This is a genomic window from Croceibacter sp. (assembly GCF_002716225.1).
Lineage (GTDB): Bacteria > Bacteroidota > Bacteroidia > Flavobacteriales > Flavobacteriaceae > Croceibacter > Croceibacter atlanticus.
Genome location: NZ_PAZX01000013.1, coordinates 254,277 through 274,701 on the forward strand (window position 1 = coordinate 254,277; position 20,425 = coordinate 274,701).

18 protein-coding genes are annotated in these 20,425 nt (G+C 31.0%); 3 read left to right on the forward strand and 15 right to left on the reverse strand.

From position 1 onward, the window contains the following. Window positions 1-42: 42 nt before the first annotated feature. The 12 genes from CL818_RS10965 to CL818_RS11020 form a co-directional block, all read right to left on the reverse strand. Entirely contained in the window at window positions 43-831 is a 789-nt protein-coding gene (locus tag CL818_RS10965; protein ID WP_272973589.1) for a glycosyltransferase family 2 protein, read from the reverse strand. A 9-nt stretch (window positions 832-840) separates the two neighbouring features. Next, the gene (locus CL818_RS10970; protein ID WP_272973588.1) at window positions 841-1,713 is read right to left on the reverse strand and encodes a glycosyltransferase family A protein; all 873 of its coding nucleotides are present in this window, start codon (window positions 1,711-1,713) and stop codon (window positions 841-843) included. A 49-nt stretch (window positions 1,714-1,762) separates the two neighbouring features. Beyond that, window positions 1,763-2,740: a glycosyltransferase family 2 protein gene (locus CL818_RS10975; RefSeq protein WP_272973587.1), complete on the reverse strand. Its 978-nt coding sequence runs from the start codon at window positions 2,738-2,740 to the stop codon at window positions 1,763-1,765. Window positions 2,741-2,765: 25 nt separating this feature from the next. Next, window positions 2,766-3,782: a glycosyltransferase family 2 protein gene (locus tag CL818_RS10980; RefSeq protein ID WP_272973586.1), complete on the reverse strand. Its 1,017-nt coding sequence runs from the start codon at window positions 3,780-3,782 to the stop codon at window positions 2,766-2,768. Continuing rightward, complete coding sequence (locus CL818_RS10985; protein WP_272973585.1) at window positions 3,779-4,738, reverse strand: glycosyltransferase family 2 protein; 960 nt, start codon at window positions 4,736-4,738, stop codon at window positions 3,779-3,781. Before CL818_RS10985 ends, CL818_RS10980 begins: the two co-directional genes overlap by 4 nt. Beyond that, on the reverse strand, window positions 4,735-5,958 hold the full coding sequence (locus tag CL818_RS10990; protein WP_272973584.1) for a glycosyltransferase: 1,224 nt from the start codon (window positions 5,956-5,958) through the stop codon (window positions 4,735-4,737). Before CL818_RS10990 ends, CL818_RS10985 begins: the two co-directional genes overlap by 4 nt. Beyond that, complete coding sequence (locus tag CL818_RS10995) at window positions 5,942-6,901, reverse strand: class I SAM-dependent methyltransferase (protein ID WP_272973583.1); 960 nt, start codon at window positions 6,899-6,901, stop codon at window positions 5,942-5,944. The genes CL818_RS10990 and CL818_RS10995 overlap by 17 nt, the downstream gene beginning before the upstream one ends. Further along, complete coding sequence (locus CL818_RS11000) at window positions 6,886-8,124, reverse strand: ABC transporter ATP-binding protein (RefSeq protein WP_272973582.1); 1,239 nt, start codon at window positions 8,122-8,124, stop codon at window positions 6,886-6,888. Before CL818_RS11000 ends, CL818_RS10995 begins: the two co-directional genes overlap by 16 nt. A gap of 3 nt (window positions 8,125-8,127) precedes the next feature. Then, window positions 8,128-8,733 (reverse strand): polysaccharide pyruvyl transferase family protein, encoded by a 606-nt coding sequence (locus CL818_RS11005; RefSeq protein WP_502692250.1) that lies wholly within the window; start codon window positions 8,731-8,733, stop codon window positions 8,128-8,130. Between the two features lie 208 nt (window positions 8,734-8,941). Next, window positions 8,942-9,703: an ABC transporter permease gene (locus CL818_RS11010; RefSeq protein ID WP_502692251.1), complete on the reverse strand. Its 762-nt coding sequence runs from the start codon at window positions 9,701-9,703 to the stop codon at window positions 8,942-8,944. Window positions 9,704-9,805: 102 nt separating this feature from the next. After that, window positions 9,806-10,708 (reverse strand): CpsD/CapB family tyrosine-protein kinase, encoded by a 903-nt coding sequence (locus CL818_RS11015; protein ID WP_286973047.1) that lies wholly within the window; start codon window positions 10,706-10,708, stop codon window positions 9,806-9,808. A gap of 1,548 nt (window positions 10,709-12,256) precedes the next feature. Then, window positions 12,257-13,057, reverse strand: coding sequence for a polysaccharide biosynthesis/export family protein (locus CL818_RS11020; protein WP_286973049.1), 801 nt, complete (start codon window positions 13,055-13,057; stop codon window positions 12,257-12,259). Window positions 13,058-14,389: 1,332 nt separating this feature from the next. On the opposite strand from CL818_RS11020, the gene CL818_RS11025 reads away from it, so the two are divergent. Together CL818_RS11025 and CL818_RS11030 are read left to right on the forward strand one after the other, a co-directional pair. Further along, the gene (locus CL818_RS11025; RefSeq protein WP_286973051.1) at window positions 14,390-16,258 is read left to right on the forward strand and encodes an ABC-F family ATP-binding cassette domain-containing protein; all 1,869 of its coding nucleotides are present in this window, start codon (window positions 14,390-14,392) and stop codon (window positions 16,256-16,258) included. Window positions 16,259-16,398: 140 nt separating this feature from the next. Beyond that, window positions 16,399-16,875, forward strand: coding sequence for a ferritin-like domain-containing protein (locus CL818_RS11030; RefSeq protein ID WP_013187199.1), 477 nt, complete (start codon window positions 16,399-16,401; stop codon window positions 16,873-16,875). A 77-nt stretch (window positions 16,876-16,952) separates the two neighbouring features. Here the strand turns inward: CL818_RS11030 and CL818_RS11035 are convergent, their stop codons facing one another. Further along, on the reverse strand, window positions 16,953-17,288 hold the full coding sequence (locus CL818_RS11035; protein WP_286973053.1) for a tRNA-binding protein: 336 nt from the start codon (window positions 17,286-17,288) through the stop codon (window positions 16,953-16,955). A gap of 436 nt (window positions 17,289-17,724) precedes the next feature. On the opposite strand from CL818_RS11035, the gene CL818_RS11045 reads away from it, so the two are divergent. Then, window positions 17,725-18,282: a thioredoxin family protein gene (locus CL818_RS11045; protein WP_286973057.1), complete on the forward strand. Its 558-nt coding sequence runs from the start codon at window positions 17,725-17,727 to the stop codon at window positions 18,280-18,282. Window positions 18,283-18,368: 86 nt separating this feature from the next. On the opposite strand, the gene CL818_RS11050 is transcribed toward CL818_RS11045, so the two are convergent. Both CL818_RS11050 and CL818_RS11055 read right to left on the reverse strand, forming a co-directional pair. Continuing rightward, window positions 18,369-19,301 carry a peptidylprolyl isomerase gene (locus CL818_RS11050; protein WP_286973059.1) on the reverse strand — a complete coding sequence of 311 codons (933 nt, stop codon included), beginning with the start codon at window positions 19,299-19,301 and terminating at the stop codon, window positions 18,369-18,371. 59 nt (window positions 19,302-19,360) lie between these two features. Next, the gene (locus CL818_RS11055; RefSeq protein ID WP_272973575.1) at window positions 19,361-20,380 is read right to left on the reverse strand and encodes a hypothetical protein; all 1,020 of its coding nucleotides are present in this window, start codon (window positions 20,378-20,380) and stop codon (window positions 19,361-19,363) included. Window positions 20,381-20,425: the final 45 nt, after the last annotated feature.

Genomic DNA, 20,425 nt, shown 5'->3' on the forward strand with positions numbered 1-20,425 from the left:
TAGTCTTTAAACTAACGTTTCTTTTATGCGAAAGTTAACCACTTATGGTTTTAATTCTGACGGTTTGTTTATTAAAAATCCTAAGCGCCTAAAAAATCGTTTCAGTAAATAATAAATATCTATGAGCACATTATAACCTAAACAAAGAAAACCTTTTAACAAACCCCAAAAAGTACCTTTCCAAGAAGGTGCTGTCCCCCAAAGTTGATAATTCCCTACAAGATCATTTTTAAATCTAAAATAATTTTGAGACTTGGTTCTTTTAATTTCATAGCAAAATATAGCTGGCACTAAAGCTATATGATATCCTAAAGATAAAACCCTTCTTGACCATTCTTTGTCCTCGAAAGTAGCAACATTTTCTTTGAACGGTAATTTTTGCCACACACTTCTTTTGAATGCTGAACCAGAAAATATTAGACCAGATGTATTGGGATTCTTTTTTGGATGAATTTCTTTAATATAATTTCTATAATCACTTGCATTATGAAGACATCTTACTCCTGCTAAATTTGAATCATTTTCAAATGTCTTTTTAATTAAATTGAAGAAATCGTGGCTAACAGGATATGAATGCGCGCTAAAAAGCACCACTATTTCACTGTTAGCCGAAGATGCAGCAAGGTTTGCACTTCTGCCATAACTGAAATTTTGAATCGTAACAACTCTTGCTCCATATTGCTTTGCAATATCCTGACTACCATCTTTAGATAAGTTATCTATAACTATGACCTCATCTATTTGAGTTGCATAACGGGTGTTTAAATTATTGAGCAAAAAGGACAATGCTTCTACTTGATTTTTGTTACGTATTACAACTGAAATTTTCACAGAAAATATTTATATAAATTTTTCACCAACCAACTTAGTCAATATATTCCAAGGTTTCAACAAAACTTTGCCTAGTTTATATTCTAAAGAGTTTTTCAATTTTATCTCACTTGATTTATATCGTCTTATCAAAAACATAAAATAGAATATAGTTTCATCAAAGTGCTTAATGTAAATAGTTTTGTGTTTTTTATAAATATACTCCATGTTATCTTCTACATGATGCTTTAGAGTGTTGGTAAGCATAGAATCTTTAGATTTTCTATAGAAGAATAAATGTTTTTTAACAAACTCAAAAGTCCATCCACGTTTTGTTACGTTTACCCAAAACTCCCAATCTTCAAAACCATTTGTCATATTCTCATCATAACCTCCAGCTTCCTCCCAACATTGTTTACGATACAATGACGTAGCCATCATTCTATTTTCGAACATAATATCATTATAGGTATTACCAACCGGTTCTAATTTATAAAAAACGTCATGAATGTTTTTTCTGAAATATTTAGCATAACATGAAACTATACCAATTTTAGAATTATGTAATAACACAGGTAAAAGTAACTCTAAAAGACTTTCATGAAGAATATCATCTGAGTCTAACGGTAGGATAAAATTACCTTGAGATTTAGAAATTCCTAAATTGCGAGCACTAGATAAGCCACCATTTTCTTTTGATATATATTTAAAACGGTTGTCTTTTTGAACCCAAATATTAGCAACAATTTCGGTATCATCTTCACTACCATCATTAACAATGATACACTCTAAATTTTTATAACTCTGTTTTTCGACAGATTGGAGTGCTTCATCTAAAAAATGACCTTGATTATAACAAGGAACGACTATAGTAATTAAGTTTTCCAATTTATCATTTCGCATCTTGCAATATACAGTTACTTACCTTCATTTATTATAAAATTAATTTATCCTAAATGGAAAATTCTTTATTTACTAATTTATTTAAAACATTCATGCCAATATTTTTGATTGACTGAAACTTAAATTTATGACTGGCCTTTTTTAAACTCAAAAGTGTTTTTTCTCTAATACTAAAACTCAAATTACTAAACATTAACTTTTCAAAAGCTTTAATTTCTTTATTCATCTGAGTATAGTTATTGTAATAAAACTTAATTAAAAGAAATACCATAAACCGTTTAAGCTTATCACCAGATGAGTATTGAATTCCATTTACAAACATTTTTTTGAAAAAATACATTGAACTCTTATAAACAACTCTAACAGTTTTTAAGGTAGGTGTTTTATTAGTAAGCCTATATAAATTGTCAATTACATGAATCCTTTTAATGTCTAATTTAGGTGTTTGCAATATTCTAATATGAAAATCTAGATCTTGTAAACGTTGTAATTTTTCATCAAATGCAATTTGTTTAATACTTTTTGCTTTCCAAAGTGGTCCCATTGTATGCCAAGGAATTTCATAAGACAAAAACATGTCTAAATAAGAACGACAATTAGAATACTCTAGGTAACGATTAAAAATATTAATTTCATCTTGTTCTTCTCTAAAAGTACCTGTATCAAAAATAACAGCATCTATAGATTCATCATTAAAATAGCTAAGTCTACCTTCTAGACAAGAATGCTCTAGAAGGTCATCTGCATCCATAAAAAGGATAAACTTTCCAAGGCTATTCTCCTTACCTATATTCCTACAAGCATTTGCTCCTTTGGGTCTCTTTTGTGATCGCTTAAAAAGTTTAAAACGATTATCGCTTTTTATAAATTTCTCTATAATAATATAGGAATCATCTTTCGAACCATCGTCTACAACTATACATTCCCAATTTCTGAAACTTTGATGTTTAATAGAATTTAAAGTCTCAATTACTGTACAACTATTATTATATACAGGAATGATTATGGATACTAGAACCTGAGACATTTTTCTTTTTTTTTATTAATAAAACTTAGTACACAAAAATACTCTTCTTTATAAGTCTTAAGGTTTTTCTTACAGAACGTTTTTTGGAAAGCAATATAATTGGACTATACCATAAGACATTTTTCAATGTTTTAAAGTTATGGTTCGCCGTATTTTGAAACAAATGTACTCGCAATGTATTCAAACACTCTTGATAAACATTAGGATTGTTTACAAAAGATTTATCACGATACGTTAAGATGTCTTTTTTTATTGTAGGAAGAGAGCTTAAATAATCCATTAGTTTGATTGGTTCTTGGCAATGTATTTTAAAAATTAGATTTAAAGTAATGTCTTGCCAATTGAGTTTATGCCCAAACCTTTCTAATAATTTTTTTTTCACTTCATAAAACCTATCAAAATTTTTATTTTCAATATCACTAGTCAGACTTGACTTATGGAGTCTATAATCATAAAGATTTTCATCTACAAAATACATTGGATAAGATAAAGACGCAAAGAGCCAAAAAGCATAATCTTCAACAAGAAACAAGTCTTCCTGATATCCCTTTAAATCATAATATACATTACGCTTATATAAAAATGAACAGCCTATAGTATTAGAAAACAGCAACCTATTCATATTAAGATTTGTTGCTAAAGATATTACAGATGATTTATCATTAATGATTTGGTAGGAGCTATATACTATTGGGACTTGTTGAGCTTTTAAAACATTAACAAGTTTATCTAAAAAATTAACTTGCAAAATATTATCGTCAGAAGTCCAAGTCATCATACTGCCGTTAGCCAATTTATGACCAATATTTAAACTTGTGGGTAACCCTAAATTAACTGGATTTGAGCAAACAATGATCCTAACATCATTTTGTGCATATTTTTCGATTATTTCTAAGCTGTTATCTACCGAACAATCGTTTACGATGATAAGTTCAAAATTTTTGTAGGTTTGATTTAGACAGCTATCTAGAGCTTGACTTAAATATTCTGATCCATTATATACAGGAAGAATAATAGAAACTAAGTTTTCATTCTGCTTCATAAGTCCTTTTTCACAAGTTTATTAAACTTATGCCCTTTTTTTAATGTCAATCCTAAAATAATAGATAGAAAATAAGACACAGCATTAATAAACCCAAGATTCAATAAAACATGTCGTGTAATACCTCCAATATATCTTAAACTTGAGTGCTCTTTAGCCAAAGTATAACTTAAATCTATTGACGTTTTCAAAAAGAAACTGATAATACTCTTATTTTTAGATTCTTCAATGGCTTTTAAGGTTAAGTATTCTACATCTAATCGTTCTTTTAGTTTGGGTTTTGCATTGAGGTTAGAATATCTGTTTCCAATACTATCTCTATGGATTCTTCTATGACTCAAAATTTCATCTATAAAGTGACCTTGCCCTTTCACATAATCTATTAGAAACCTTACAAAAAAATTATACTCTTGACCACTTTTAAGTCTCTCATCAAAAGTTATGTTTAAAGTATCTCTAATTGCAACAAAATCTAAAGTCGTCCAGGCATTAGAATAGTTAGCAAAATTAAGTGCAGAAATTTTAAGATCATCTCTTAACCAATTATAATGTCTCCCTAATATTTCACCTGTATTATGATTAAAGTTAACACTGTCTACAACAACAAAATTGTATGAAGAGGATTCTAGAGTATTTACAGCCGTTTCTAAATGCTTTTCTAGCATAATATCATCACTATCATACCACTTTACATAGAGCCCTTTACTTTTATTAAACCCATAATTTCTACAAGCATTTGCACCCTTTAAAAGAAAATTTGGTCTTGAAAATAATTTAAATCTCGAGTCTAATTTAACAAAGCCCTGCAGAAAACTATATGTACCATCTGTAGAATGATCATCTACCAATATACACTCCCAATTTGTATATGATTGGTTTTGAATACTCCTTAAAGTTTCCTCTATAAGAGATATCCTATTATAAACAGGTATAATTATGGAAACTAAAGCTTTCATAAAGGTTTTTTATAAGCTTCTATTAAAAGTAGAATATTCTTTTTCAAGTTAAAGTTTTCTTCAATATTACGAATGCCTTTAGAGCTAAGTATAGACCATTGTTCTTTCTTATCAACTATTTTTTTGATACCCTCATATAAAGAATCAACATCATTGCTCTTCACAACAATAGCCTCTTTAATCAACATTCTTTTCACTGATCCAACATTAGTTGATAAAATAGGGAGTCCACAAGCCTGTGCTTCTAATAATACAGTTGGCAAAGCTTCTTCTAAACTACTCAAAATAAAAATTTGCGAATCACACATATAGTTTTTGATAACCTTTCTTGATTTTGCTCCAAGTAAAAAGACATGCTCATCTAGCCTTTCTGCAATTAAAAGGTCGTTTAAATTCTCTTTCTCAGCTCCAGATCCTATGATATTATATGTGAATTTTATTTTTGAATTTTCTCTTTTAAGCCTTGAAATTGCCTTAATTGCTACATCAAATCCTTTTATTTTAACAAGACGACCAACCGATAAAAAATTCAGAGTTTCGTTACTTAAAGAATATGGCTCTTTACATTTAAAAAAACTAGTGTTTATACCGTTAGGAATATCTAGGATTTGTGATTCTTGAAATCCAAAATTTAAAAGATTCTTTTTATTATAATTTGAAATAGATATGACTCTATCTATATTTTCAAGATAGTCTTTATAATATTGGGGATTCTTTATTCCTAGTCTGATATCATACCCATGAAAAGTGACATAAAGTTTAAAAGATTTTAAAACTTTTCGATATAAACTCATTTCATTTCCTGCTGGCCCAAAATGACAATGAACAATATCAAAATTCTCTTTGTAAAGATAATCAGCAATAAAAAAAGCAGACAAATTTTTAGCAGCTCTATTGAAAATTTTTTGATTTAAAGTTACTCTTAAAGCTTTTCTATGTGAAGAAAAAAATAGCTTATAAATTGACAGACAAAAGCTAACTGTCCTTTTAACTTTACTGGAATGAAATATATTGGCTTTAACATCTGTAATTTTATCAAGATTGTATTGAGAGTAATCTTTTAGAGCTATTGGGTTATTTAAATATTTTGCTGTTAATATTCTAACATCGCAGCCTTCATCAATTAAACCAACTATATGGTCTCTTACAAATGTTTCAGATATCGCCGGAAAAGATTCGACGTAAACAAGAACTTTTATAGGTTTATTTAAGACGCTCATAAATAACAACCATATTTAATCCTTTAAAATATTTCATTGACAATAGGAGCCTAATAAACCTAAGCTTATATAGGATTATGTAAGCCATTTTATCTAATAAGGAATTTTGATTTTTACTTACAAGTACAGTATTTCTATAAATTGTTTTGCAGATCATTTTCTTAAATCGTTCTGTTGCTCTAATTACTCTTTGTGGTTTTGTGTTTGGCGTACTTGTAAGCTTTACATCTATAAGTTTTAAATTAAAATTTTGCGGTATGTTTTTCATGGTTTTTAAATAAAACCTCGAAATATGATGAGGTGGCATATTTAAATGATGGTTTATTGAATCATTGAGTACATCATCATTACAAGGTACCGCAATTATTAAATTTCCTCCAACCTTTAATGTTGAAATAGAAGCCTCCATAAATTCATAGAGTTGTGGTACGTGTTCAGCAACATGAAAATTACAAACCGTATCATAGTATTTGAGGTGATCTTTAGAGTGATCTATTATAGATTGTTTTATTAATCTAATTCCATCTTGATTTGCTTTGTCAATGGCTAACTCATTATATTCTAATCCCACATATGATCCAACTTTGTCCCTAATGATTTTAGCAAAACTTGCATCTCCAGCACCTATTTCTAAAACGTTAGTTTCAGGAGTTATGTATTTTTTTGCAATTTCAAATTCTTCTCTTTTAGGATTATAATATCCCGAATATTTGTTTTGAAGTTCAATATAAAAATGCTCATTTCCAGCTAAGTGTGGTTCGAAAAACTTAAGCTCACAATTATTACAGTGAAATTGAATAAATGTTTCAGAAGCGAAATATTCTGTAACATCAATATCAAAGCTGTTTTTATATAATGAAGCACAATCAGCACTTCTTAAAGTCTGAAGCTTTTTAATTTGATTAGAATTACAAAGAATACAGTTCATTACTTGTAAATCCATTCGGTATCAATATGTAGATTTCCCCAATGTCCCATTGGTGCTTTTAAATTTTTGTGATTATCCCACGATATATTAAAGCCTATTGCATCTTGAACAGATTCTAAATCTCTTATCTCGTCTCCTATATAAAAAGACATACTGTAATAGCCTGGATTTAAATTTATATTAGTAATTTTTATTATCACAAAATTAATAGTATCCACTTCAAAACTAAGCCTATGCTGGTACATATTAGAAGCTCCTATAACACGCTCATGTTCATTTTTAAGTGTATATCCTAAGGTTACATTTTTAAGTTTATTCTCGTCAAAAACAACTTTTATATTTAAGGCATCTCCAGAACTAATGGTTGTGTTGTTGTTTAATAAATTTATAGATTTAAAAAGTGAATTACTTTTAAAATTTATTTTGGTTGTGCTTAATTCTTGTGTGAGATTGAGATAATGCTTTACAATCTTACTGGTATTACCTTCTTCAATGACATAACCATCTTTCAAAAGAATACATCTTGTACAAAGTTCCTCAATAGCAGCCATATTATGACTAACAAAAATGACAGTACGACCATCACCTTTAGAGATATCTTGCATCTTGCCAATGGCTTTCTTTTGAAACTCTGCATCACCAACAGCTAAAACTTCATCGATTACTAAAATATCTGGTTCTAAAAAGGCTGCAACAGCAAATGCTAAACGTACACGCATACCACTACTATAACGCTTTACAGGTGTATCTATATACATTTGACAACCAGAAAATTCAATAATCTCATCGATTTTGCTGTTAATTTCTGCTTTATTCATGCCAAGAATGGCTCCGTTCAAATAAATGTTTTCTTTTCCCGTAAGTTCAGGATGAAAACCAGTTCCTACTTCTAACAAAGACGCAATACGACCTTTAGTTTTAATAGATCCTGTTGTTGGAGATGTTACTCGTGATAATATTTTTAATAACGTTGATTTACCAGCACCATTTTTACCTATGATACCAAGTACCTCACCTTTTTTGACTTCAAAATTAATATTTTTTATAGCCCAAACATAATCTTGAGTTGCAGTAGCGCTGCGATCATTTACTGCACCAACTTTGGCATAAGGGTTTTCTTTGCCTCTTATTTGATGCCACCAACGATTAAGGTCATGACTTAATGTACCTGTGCCAACATTACCCAAACGGTATTGTTTAGAAATATTTTCAACTTTTAAAATAGTCTGTTGACTCATAATTTATTTAAATGGACAGGTTTTCTGTAATGAGTATNGTAAAGCNTCNATTNTTGTTTTTTCTGGAAGTAACACTGNTTCAAAATCGAATAGTAAGTCTTCTATTTTCTTTAANGTTAATTGCTTTGGATTCTCTTCTATGATGTTTTTAAAATGAATACCTACAGAATCAAAATAATCATAAAACTTGATATTATCACCAGATAGTTTCTCTGAAAATTTAATCCATAATGATGGTATTGCATAGGCATGAGAAACTATTACGCCATGTAAAGAAGATGACACAGTACGTTCACATTCTAAAATTTCATCTGTCGTTTTCTCTACATTGTTTGTCAATAAATTAATAACTTTTATATCTGGATTATCTTTAAATCTATCATTTATACTTTTAAAATCGACATAATGTGGGATGATACCCAGTTTATATTTTTTCTCAATTTTTGGATTATAATACTTAGGCATTAATAACGCTGGATCACCGTAGTTCTCTGGACATTGAAACCCTTTTTCTAAAATCGCAGCTCTAGTTCTGGGACCTCTAACTGAAAGAAATTTAGCCTCTCTAATAGTATCATCTTTCTTTATGATGCCACTACCCCAAACCACAGATTTTTTTTTGTGCAGAAGATAATATGCTACCAATTACAAGGTAGTGTTTCAGTAAATGTTTATATAAGCCTTTGGAAGGATGAGTTANAGTTTTTACTTTTCTATTAGATATCCTTTCTACAAGATATTTAGACATAAGGTCACCATAATTTTCTAAACCATTGTCCCGTTTTTCTTGCCAAAAATATAAATGAATTGCCATAAATTAAACGGTATCTATAAATGTCTTTTCTGTTCTATTAAAAATAAGTAATCCTATAAGAAATATAAGTATTGAAATGATTAATGTATATGTAAANCCAAACCAAGTAAATGTTCCTGTATCTAAAATCATATACCNAAAACCTTCTATAATTTGTGTGAGTGGATTATACTCTACAATCCATGAATATTGTGGTTGTTTAATCTTTATTTCAGATAAAGGATAAGGCACTGCAGATATATACATTAATAAACTCACGCCAAAACCCACCAAAACTGTTAAGTCTCTATANTTGGTTGTTGCTGCGGAAATTGACATTCCTAACCCTAACCCTAAAAGAGCCATCATTATTACATAAATAGGGAATAATAATAAATTTAAATTTGGANTTATATCACTGCCTTTAAGAACATAAAACACATAAAATATAATAAGAATNCCAATTTGTATCGCAAACTTTAATAGATTGGAAATGGTTGTTGCCATTGGCATAATTACTCTTGGAAAATAAACCTTACCAAAAATTGCTGCATTTTTTTTAAATGTGTCTGAAGTTCCTGTAAGACACTCTTTAAANTAATTCCAAGCTGTAATTCCTGCTAGATTAAATAAAAATGAAGGTACTGCTCCTGTTTCAATATTAGCGATGTTATTAAATATAAGTGTAAATATTACAGATGTAAATAAAGGCTGAATTAAAAACCAAAGTGGNCCTANNATTGTTTGTTTNTAAACCGTTGTAATTTCACGCTTNACCCACAGCATTAGTAAATCACGATACTGCCAAATCTCCTTGAAGTTTAGTTCAAACAAACCTCTTTTGGGAGAAATCTCATATAACCATTCGTCNTGTTTTATCGCCAAANCTTAGCTTTTATTTTTTTTAAATAAACGTTTATACCAAGATACTTTCACATCCTGATCATGATAACCTTGCCCGTAACCACCATAACCATAACCATAACCGTAGCCGTAACCATATTTGGCTTTTTGCTCAAAGCAGTTTAATACAAAGCTCATATTAGTGATTTCACCTGTTCTATATTTTTCATTAATAGTATTTAGCATTCCCTTTTTTGTCACGCCTTGTCTTACAATATAGATTGAAGCGTCTGCATAGCGCTCAAGTGTTAAAGAGTCTGCAACCAAACCTATCGGTGGACTATCCAAGATAACATAATCGTAAGACTCCTTAAGTTCTGATATAAANCTATCCATTGAATCTTTCATTAATAGTTCTGATGGATTTGGAGGAATAGGTCCAGATGTAATAATATCTAAATGCTCAATTTTTGTAGACTGAACTATTTCACCAATAGTTGCATCATTAATTAAATAATTAACTACACCTTTATTATTTTTAATATCAAAGTCTTCAAAGATTTTTGGCTTCCTTAAATCTAAACCTACAAGCACTGTTTTGCGCTCACTTAATGCAAAAACAGAGGCAATATTCATAGAACAGTAGGTTTTTCCTTCACCACTAATAGAGGATGTTAATAAAACGGTTTTACTCCCATCAATCCCTTGTTTTCTATATATAAATTGCAAGCTGCTTCTTAGCGCCCTAAACCCTTCAGAAATNGCAGATCTAGGTGTGTCTAGAACTACAAGNTTTGACTCTAATTTACTTTTCCCAATTANNCCTAANATAGGTATTGGAGATAGTTTNTGAAGNTCNTCTGTAGTGTGAATNGAATTATCNAANAANACNNTTANAAANACNANCANNANAGGNANTATGAGTTCCAAANANNAANCCCATAACATAGTTTAGCCTCGTATTAGGGCCAACTCTAGAAGCNGAAACTGGCTTTGCTTTATCTACTAATAAAACATCACTAACATTTGCNGCTTTTACTAATCGTGCCTCATTAAGNTTACTTAAAAACATATTATAAGACTGCTCGTTAATATCAAAACGACGCTGAATTTTTAGTAAGTCTTGTTGCTCTCTTGGCAAACGCCTAATCTGGGATTCATATCTAGAAAGCTCTGCTTCTACTCTACTTTTTTCAGACTCTAATAAACTTCTTGATGATTTTATATTTTCAAACAGGACGTTTTTGGCTGCATTTATCTGCCTATCTATATCATCAAAAATTGGGTTATTTTCTTTGTATGCATATTGATACCTACTGCGTTGCTCTGCTAAATTCAATATGTTAGATACCAATGCAACAATACTACCTTCTGCTATTCCTGCTACAGATGGTGCTGGAACACTACTGTAATCTGTCCTAGTTTGTAAATAGGTNTCAAGAGTATTTAGATAATCTATTTGTCTATTTAAATCTGTTAACCTGGTATCTAATGTCGATGTTTTTACAGAGAGCTCATCATTTTCTGTATCTATATTTACAATTGCATTTTTAGTTCTAAATGCATTCAACTCGCCTTCTACAGTTTCTAATTGTTCGCCTTGTTCTTTTAAACGCTCTTCAATAAAAGCTATAGTGTTTGTGGCAAATTGGTTCTTTTGCTCTAATAAGTTTACACTAAGAATATTTACTGTAGCATTTAAATAGTCTGAAAGCCTTTTCTTATTATGTCCCGTTAGTGTTAANTTTAAAACAGATGATCCGGTAGACTCAGGCAAAACTCTTATGTTAGTGTATTTTGAAACTACAGATTCTGCTTTAGAAAATCGTATAAAATAGGGTGTAGTAGTCTGCGTATTTAATTCATCTTTATGCACAACGCCTTCAAAAAAAGGCAACCTAATAGGTACCCCAAATTTAAAATCACGTTCAAAAGATGACTTACTTACAGTTAGCGTACTGTCTTTTAAACTACCATAGTGGTGTAATAAAAGCTTTTTANTTTCTGGAAAGTTAGTAGACAGATTAAATATAGAGTCGTTTTTTACTTTAATCTGCATATCTGTATGCAGCATTTGAAAAGCAGTAGTGTCTATTTTTACTTTAAATGGAGTTTTCCCATACGTATCTATCCTTTGGTACTCACCATCTTTTTCGTAGTTAATATANTATTGAAGTTTCTCTACAACTTCTGTATTGTGCTTTCTAGTTCTTAACGCTATAAGAACTGTATTTACTTTATCTGTAGTGCCACCCCAATTAAATGTAAGACTAGTATTNCTTGTAAAAAATGGGTTTTGATTGTCTTTAATTGANACTAGGTTACTTGAACTGTAAACNTCTAATTTTCTTACATTTATGTAATAAGCAATTCCTAACCCTATAGCAATAGAGATTAAAAACAATTTCCAATAACTTAATACTTTAAACAGNAATCCTTTAAAGTCGAAAGTCGAACTTAAATCGCTAATATCAAATTCTTCGTCGTCTCTCATCCTTATAATCTAACAAATAATAAAACTGTTGTAACTAATAGGGTAAGCACAGAAATTGCAGTTGTAAAAGATTGTATTCCTGTTGTTCCCGTACCTAATGCTTTTTGAGGTAATGGGTCTACAACTATTAAATCATTAGGCTGTATAAAATAATAAGGAGAGTTTACTGCATCNAACGATGTTAAATCTATATGGTGAACACGCACGCCATCTGGGTAGGTTCTTACAATTTTTACGTCTGTCCTGTCTCCAGTTACGGCTATGTCTCCAGCATTTGCAATAGCTTCCATAATGGTAACCTGAGTCTTATAAAGCACTTGGCTTCCTGTACCTATTTCTCCTAATGTTGTATAACGTATTCCTGCTAGTTGTACTGTTACAAAAAGCTTTGATGTTTCTTCCTTAAAATAATTTTTATAAAGCAATTCTTCAATCTTCAGTCTAACTTCTTTTTGAGTTAATCCTAATACATAAACTTCACCTAGTTCTGGAACTCTTATATTTCCTCTGGCATCAACAAAGAAACCTTCATAATACAATCCTTCTTCTCCTTGATTTTGGCTTGAAGAGGTCTCTTTAGGCGANGGATTAAACATTGCAGATAAATCTTGATCTAAAGTTTTAATCTTTATACTCAATAAATCATTAACCTGTAAACGGTAAGGTTGCTGTATACGTTGCACATTTACAACACTATCAAGCTGAGATGTATTCTCCTGTAAATAAGTTAATCGCTCTGTGCTTACACACGATGAGACACTTACTACAACTAGCATGATAATTATGATATGTACAATTCTCATGGGGAAAGATATTATTAGACAAATATAGGTTTTAAGCTGTAAAGTAAAAACCAGATAACAGCAATAGGTGTTTTTCTTTTANTTGTNTAAATTGATGGTAAATTGTANGCTNAGATTTACAAATATGAGTTTACAACTAGTAGAACTTTAAATTTANAATTCTCTTTAATACGTTAACATATAACTCTATNTTTCGTATTGANATNTNNTTATTTACCGTTTAGTTAAGCTGTTTTTAAAAGCTTTTTTACTGCAGCTTTCATTTTATCATCTTCAGAGCGTTGTTTNGTCCTTCCTAAATTCCCTTCAATATATAAGTTTGGNANNTGATGAATTANATTATCTTCAAACTCTGATATACAGATAAGTTTTTTCATATTAGCATACTCATAAACATCTGTATTCACCTTGCATTTNACACTATACTCCTTAACTTTAAAATAAGGCATATTNAGTGCTTTCTTNATTTTATTTANTAATCTCACCAAAGCATTAGGTCGCTTAACCTTTACCAANTCATTAAAATTAAAGACTTCTCCTACTCGTAGTAATTCATCTTTAGTAATTATAAATGTAGCTTGGTGTACATTAGAAAAATGTGCAAATACCTTATTGCCATGACGCTCAACAGAATTATAATCCCATTCAAAATCGGCATGATATCCTGGATAATATTTATTGCCTTGTGGGTCTTCTTCGTATTGTATTAATCCTGTAATTCTATCATTAGGCAATAACTTACTGTACTCAATATGTTTATCAACATGATGCTCTTTAAATAAATGGTCATTCTCACCATATATAAANATATCNTAGTTGTCTTTGTTGTCCCAAATTACCTTTCTACAGGTTAATGGTAAGTATTGGTAATTATCTAAAGTNATAACATTTACTGTTTCAACATTTGGTAACTCTAATGNTATGTTAGAATTTACAACTATTGTTGTATCGTAATTCTCAAAACTGTTTAACTCATTAACAACGCGCTCTAAATAGGAAATTTGTTCATCTCCATAATTTACTAAAACAGCTAAAATCTTTTTCTTCGCGCTCATAAATTTGTTTCAAACAATTAAAATAAATCTTTGCTTTATCCCAATTTACAATTAGTGTAAATTTAATTCAGCATTATAGGTTTCTAGTTTTCAAAAGTAAAGTTTATACGTAAAATATTCACATTATTTTTTTCAATTGAAGAATNCNNGTTTTCTAATCACTTTAGAAATTTCAGATTAATTANTAATAAAAAGAATAAGAATNTTGCTATTAAAGTAAAACTCTAATGGTGCGCAATCGGAATATTTCTACGTATTTTGCAAAAAAGAAAATACATTGAATTACGCTTCATTTGAAAACATCTCCAAATCATATGGAGAACGCATTTTGTTCACAGACATTTCCTTTGGAATAAGTGANGGTCAAAAAATTGGCTTTGTTGCTAAAAACGGAACTGGTAAAACTTCTTTGCTTAATATACTATCTGGCGCAGACCAACCAGACCAAGGAAATGTAATTTACAGAAACGGCCTTAAAGTTGAATTTCTTGCTCAGGAACCAAATCTTAATCCAGAGNTTAGCATAGAGGAAACNATTTTTGCTTCAGACAATGACACTTTAAAAATTATTGAACGCTATGAACAAGCTCTCAAAAACCCAGATGATGCAGATGCTTACCAAAAGGCTTTTGAACAAATGGATGCTCAAAATGCTTGGGATTTCGAAACGCAATACAAGCAAATTCTTTTTAAATTAAAATTAGAAGATTTAAACAAGAAGGTAAGTAATCTTTCTGGTGGTCAAAAAAAACGTCTTGCTCTTGCAACTATACTTCTTAACAAACCAGAACTTCTTGTTTTAGATGAACCAACCAACCATTTAGATTTAGAAATGATTGAATGGCTAGAAGAGTATTTTAGAGTTGAAAATCTTACACTCTTTATGGTTACTCACGATCGCTATTTCTTAGATCGTGTGTGNAACGAAATTATTGAGCTAGACAACGGTCAACTGTATAGCTACAAAGGTAACTACAGCTATTATCTCGAAAAAAAAGAACAACGCCATAGTGTTGAGCAAACAAATACAGAGAAAGCGAAACAACTTTACAAAAAGGAGTTGGAGTGGATGCGTAGACAGCCAAAAGCAAGAACAACAAAATCTAAATCTAGAATAGACGATTTTTCAGATATTAAGGCAAGAGCACATAAACGTCGTAATGATCACGAAGTNCAGCTTGANCTTAATATGGAACGTTTGGGTAATAANATTGTGGAGNTNCACAATGTATCTAAAGCTTTTGAGAACAAGAATCTTTTTGCAAATTTTGATTATAATTTTCAACCTGGTGAGCGTGCTGGCATTATTGGAAAAAATGGTACTGGTAAAAGTACATTCCTAAATATGCTTACCGGTAACTTAAAACCAGATACCGGAAAGATTGTAATTGGTGAAACCGTAAAATTTGGATATTACACACAAAAAGGAATTACAATAAAAGAAGGCCAAAAAGTAATAGATGTAATCAAAGAATTTGGAGACCATATACCTCTTAAGAAAGGNCGTACTATTTCTGCAGCTCAACTTTTAGAACGCTTTTTATTTGACAGGAAAAAGCAATATGATTTTGTTGAAAAATTAAGTGGTGGTGAGCAAAAACGTTTATACCTATGTACTNTACTCATACAAAACCCCAACTTTTTAATNTTAGATGAACCTACCAATGATCTTGATATACTTACTCTAAATGTNCTAGAAAANTTCTTGTTAGATTTTCCTGGATGCCTTTTGGTGGTATCTCACGACCGTTACTTTATGGATAAAATAGTAGATCACCTATTGGTGTTTGAAGGNGAAGGAACCATAACAGATTTTCCTGGTAATTACTCAGATTACCGNGCTTATGATGCCTCTAAGGCACCAGAACCAAANAAAAATGAACCTAAGCCTACTGAACAAAAATCTTCTTGGAAAGAAAACCAAAGCTCAGGAGGATTATCCTATAGTGAACAAAAAGAGTTTAAGCGATTAGAAAAAGATATTGAGAAATTAGAAAAGGAAAAGGCGAAACTTCAACAAGAATTCTTAAATGATTTATCTCCAGAAGACATTGAAAAAAAATCGAAACGTCTTGGTGAGATTAATGATGCCATTACAGAAAAAGAAGAACGCTGGCTTGAGCTTTCAATGACCGCTGAAGGATAATCGTTGCAATTAATACCACAGAAAAAAATCACTTTATAATTAGTTTAACACAAGTGTTAAACCTCTCACAAGCTGGTCTTTAAATTATATTTTTTTGTTGAATCCTTAGTATNTTTAGGTAAACAAAAAAAAATAATACTATGAAAACCACACTTGAAGAAGCAAAAGAAAATAGCCACGAAGATATTGTAAACCATTTACAGCAACTTCTGGAAAAGAACTATGATGCAGAAGCTGGTTATAAAAAAGCCATGACAGATGCAGATAGCTCTCAACTTAAAAATTTCCTTAAGCAACAAGCTGTTCTTAGAAACCGTTTTGCAACAGAACTAGATAAGGAAATTAGAGATTTAAACGAAACACCTAAAGAAAAAGGTAGTGTAACAGGTTCTTTACACAGAACTTGGATAGATATTAAAACTGCTGTTACTGGTAATGACGATGAAGCTGTTTTAGAAGAATGTATTAGAGGAGAAAAAGCAAGTGTTAGTGAATATGAAGATGCATTAACCAACCAACAGTTTCCTCCTAAAATACAGCATACACTCACTAAACAAGTAGATGAAGTTAAAGCTACTTTACACAAAGTAAAATCTTTAGAAGATTTGAAAGATTAATCTATAACTATAATGCAAAAAAGCTCTGTATATTTCTACAGAGCTTTTTTTTTATATCTATAATTTAATAAAGAGCGTTAGCCTATCTTTAAGCCGTTTTCGACCTTTAAATCGGGATGTAANAATGTGACATCCTTTCCATTTACTGCACCTAAAACTAAGCACTCACTCATAAATGTTGCAATTTGCTTTTTAGGAAAATTTACTACAGCTATTATTTGCCTTCCTATTAAATCTTCTTTAGAATATTGGGTAGTAATCTGGGCAGAAGTTTTTTTAACTCCAANCATCTCACCAAAATCTATNCTTAATTTATAAGCAGGATTTCTAGCTTCAGGAAAATCTTTAACTTCAAGAATGGTTCCNACACGCATATCTACGCGCTCAAACTCACTCCAAGTTAAATTATTCATTATGATGAATTTTCAGCTTTTCCAACATNTCTTTAGAAACCTGAGTAGCGCTGGCATCGTAGTTATCTACTAANANTCCNTTTTCTCCATCTTCNGTTTCAATAACATACAAAATGCTATTGTCTGATGGATTTGTGGCACCTTCAAATCTGTAAAATTTTACAACATCTAATTTGCCTGCTGGCCAAGTTTTCTTTTTAGACTTAGCCTCTACGCCTTCTTCAACAAGATTAAAATCTACGTTGTAACCTTCTTCTTGCAAGTCTTTTATTGCTATTGATAATGATGTATATCCTTCTTTCATTGGTTTTGTTTTCATTAAAGATACTAAGCTTACTAAGGCTTACCAAGATTTTAAGGATACTTTAAGGAGATTTTATGTAACCATTGTCTTATTTTGATGACCTATAGTTTAATAACTCTAATTATTACACGNATGTCTTTAACTCCTTCCAACATGTTACCATTAGGTACCAAAGCNCCAACTTTTAATTTGGTAGATGCTGTAACAAAAAACAGCTATTCTTTAGAAGATATTAAAGGTACAAAAGGTACTGTAGTTATGTTTATATGTAANCATTGCCCTTTTGTAAAACATGTAAATGATGAACTTGTAAGAACNGCAAATGATTATCGTGTAACGGGCTTTGGATTTGTAGCTATAAACAGTAATGATATTGAAAAATATCCTCAAGATCATCCAGATCTTATGTGGAAAACTGCTAGAGAAGAAAACTATCCGTTCCCTTACCTTTTTGATNCTACCCAAGANGTNGCNAAAGCTTACANAGCAGCTTGTACGCCAGATTTTTTTGTATTTGATGCAGAATTAAAGCTAGTTTACAGAGGCCAATTAGATAACTCTAGACCAGGAAATGGAATTCCTGTAAATGGTAGAGACCTTAGAGAATCTTTAGATAATATATTAAACAACAATCCGCAACGNAAGGATCAAAAACCAAGTATTGGTTGNAANATTAAATGGAAGTCTTAATTATAGNCTTTAAANAAATAAAGGGTAAAATTTGAATACTCAAATTTTACCCTTTTTGATATCTCAAAGTGATTTTTAGATCACTTTTACTTCACATTTACTAACTCTACATCAAACTTAAGAGTTGCTCCACCAGGAATTACACCACCAGCGCCACGTTCACCATAAGCAAGATCTGAAGGAATTATTAAAGTAGCTTGATCGCCTACGTTTAGTAATTGTATACCTTCATCCCAACCTGCAATTACTTGGCCTACACCTAATGGAAAATCAATTGGTTCATTTCTTTTAAATGAAGAATCGAACACTGTACCATCCATTAACATCCCTTTGTAATGTACAGAAACTGTTTTTCCTTTTTCTGCAGCTTTACCATCACCTTTTTTAGTGATATTATAATATAAACCGCTGTTAGTTTTTGTAAAACCTTCGGTTGCTTTTGCTAAAGCTTCTTCTTCACGTTTTTTAGCATCTGCTATACGTTGTGCTTTGCTTTCATTAAAATTCTTAAAGGTTTCAACAGCATCAAAAGCTTCAGCATCTTNACCTTCTCTAATNATTTCAACNTGATTTATAAGGTCACCTTGCTTTATTTTGTTAACTACATCTTGCCCTTCAACAACATAACCAAATACAGTATGCTTNTTATCTAACCAAGCTGTTTCACCATGTGTTATAAAAAACTGACTTCCATTTGTTCCAGGACCTGCATTAGCCATACTTAAAGTACCTGGCTTATTGTGTTTTAGCTCTGGGTGAAACTCATCATCAAAATTGTAACCAGGACCGCCAGCTCCAGTTCCTTGTGGATCTCCACCTTGTATCATAAAGTCTGCAATAACACGGTGAAATTTAAGACCGTCATAATAAGGTGTCCCTAAATCTTTAGCGCTATTTTCTTGTTTTCCTTCTGCAAGTGCTACAAAGTTGGCAACTGTTCCTGGAGTTTTCTGAAACTCTAATTGTATAAGAATATCGCCTTTACTTGTCTCAAGCTTAGCGTATAAACCATTATTCATAATTGTNATTTTTAATGAAGTGCAAAAATACGAATTACTAAATGTAAAACCCCATAATATTATGGATTCGTAACTCTATTTGGCTTAACTACAAACGGTGTAAACCAATCCCATGTTAACCCTATTGAAAATCTTGGGAAGCTATCTACAAACCTGTAATTATAGTCATCATAACCAAATGCAAATTTGGCAAATATCCCTAAGTCTTTATCCCAAGGATATACAATTGCTGTGGTTTCACTTCTAAACACTTCTGCACTTGGGTGTACATCTGGATGCAAGAATACTTCTTGTCCTAAAGTATATCTAAATCCTTTTAAATGTGAAGTAAACTCATAACTAGCTTCTATTTGATGCCTTCCATAAATGTCTATATCTTCTGGATTATAACCTCCAAATTGAAATGCTCCTAAGAAACGCCTATGGTATAATTGATAGGTTAAGGTTAATGAATGTATGGTTTCTGGTAAATTCTCATCATTAAATTTGTTAATCCTATAGTTTAAAGACAAACGTGTTAAGTTGGTAGAGAAGTTTCCTGAAGATCTATTTAAAATTGCAGCCAAATCTGTATCATCTGTTATATCTTCATAGAGTGCTGTACTTTCTGGAGTGTTGTCTTCTAACTCCTCACTAAACGCAGATCCGGACTGCCCATTTGAAAAGTGACCAGACTCCAATGCAGCAGTTAAGAAATTATTGTTGTTTGTCTTAATTATAGATTGAAATCCTAAAAACGCTTTATAAGATGGTGTCTTTACAGGTTTAGAGTTTTCATCATAAATCCTAAACTGAGGCTGTATACTTAAATAAATAGCATCTCCTCTTACAATAGTATCTCTATTTAAAGCTTCTCGGATATCGTTATATACGCTATAATATACAACGGGTTTTGCCTCTAATAATATACGTTCGTAATCATTATTTCCAAATCCGCCTGTTAAATAAGGGCGTTCAGATATTGGATAATAGTCTTTAAAAGACCTATTAGCGTTGGATTTTTGGGCTTGTGAATTTATGCCCAATAAAAGGCTGAATATTAAAAGTGCTAGAATTTGGGAACTGGCACGTAATCTCATAATTTAAGTTTTTACAAATTTAAGGGTTTGGCTTTGCTTAGGCAT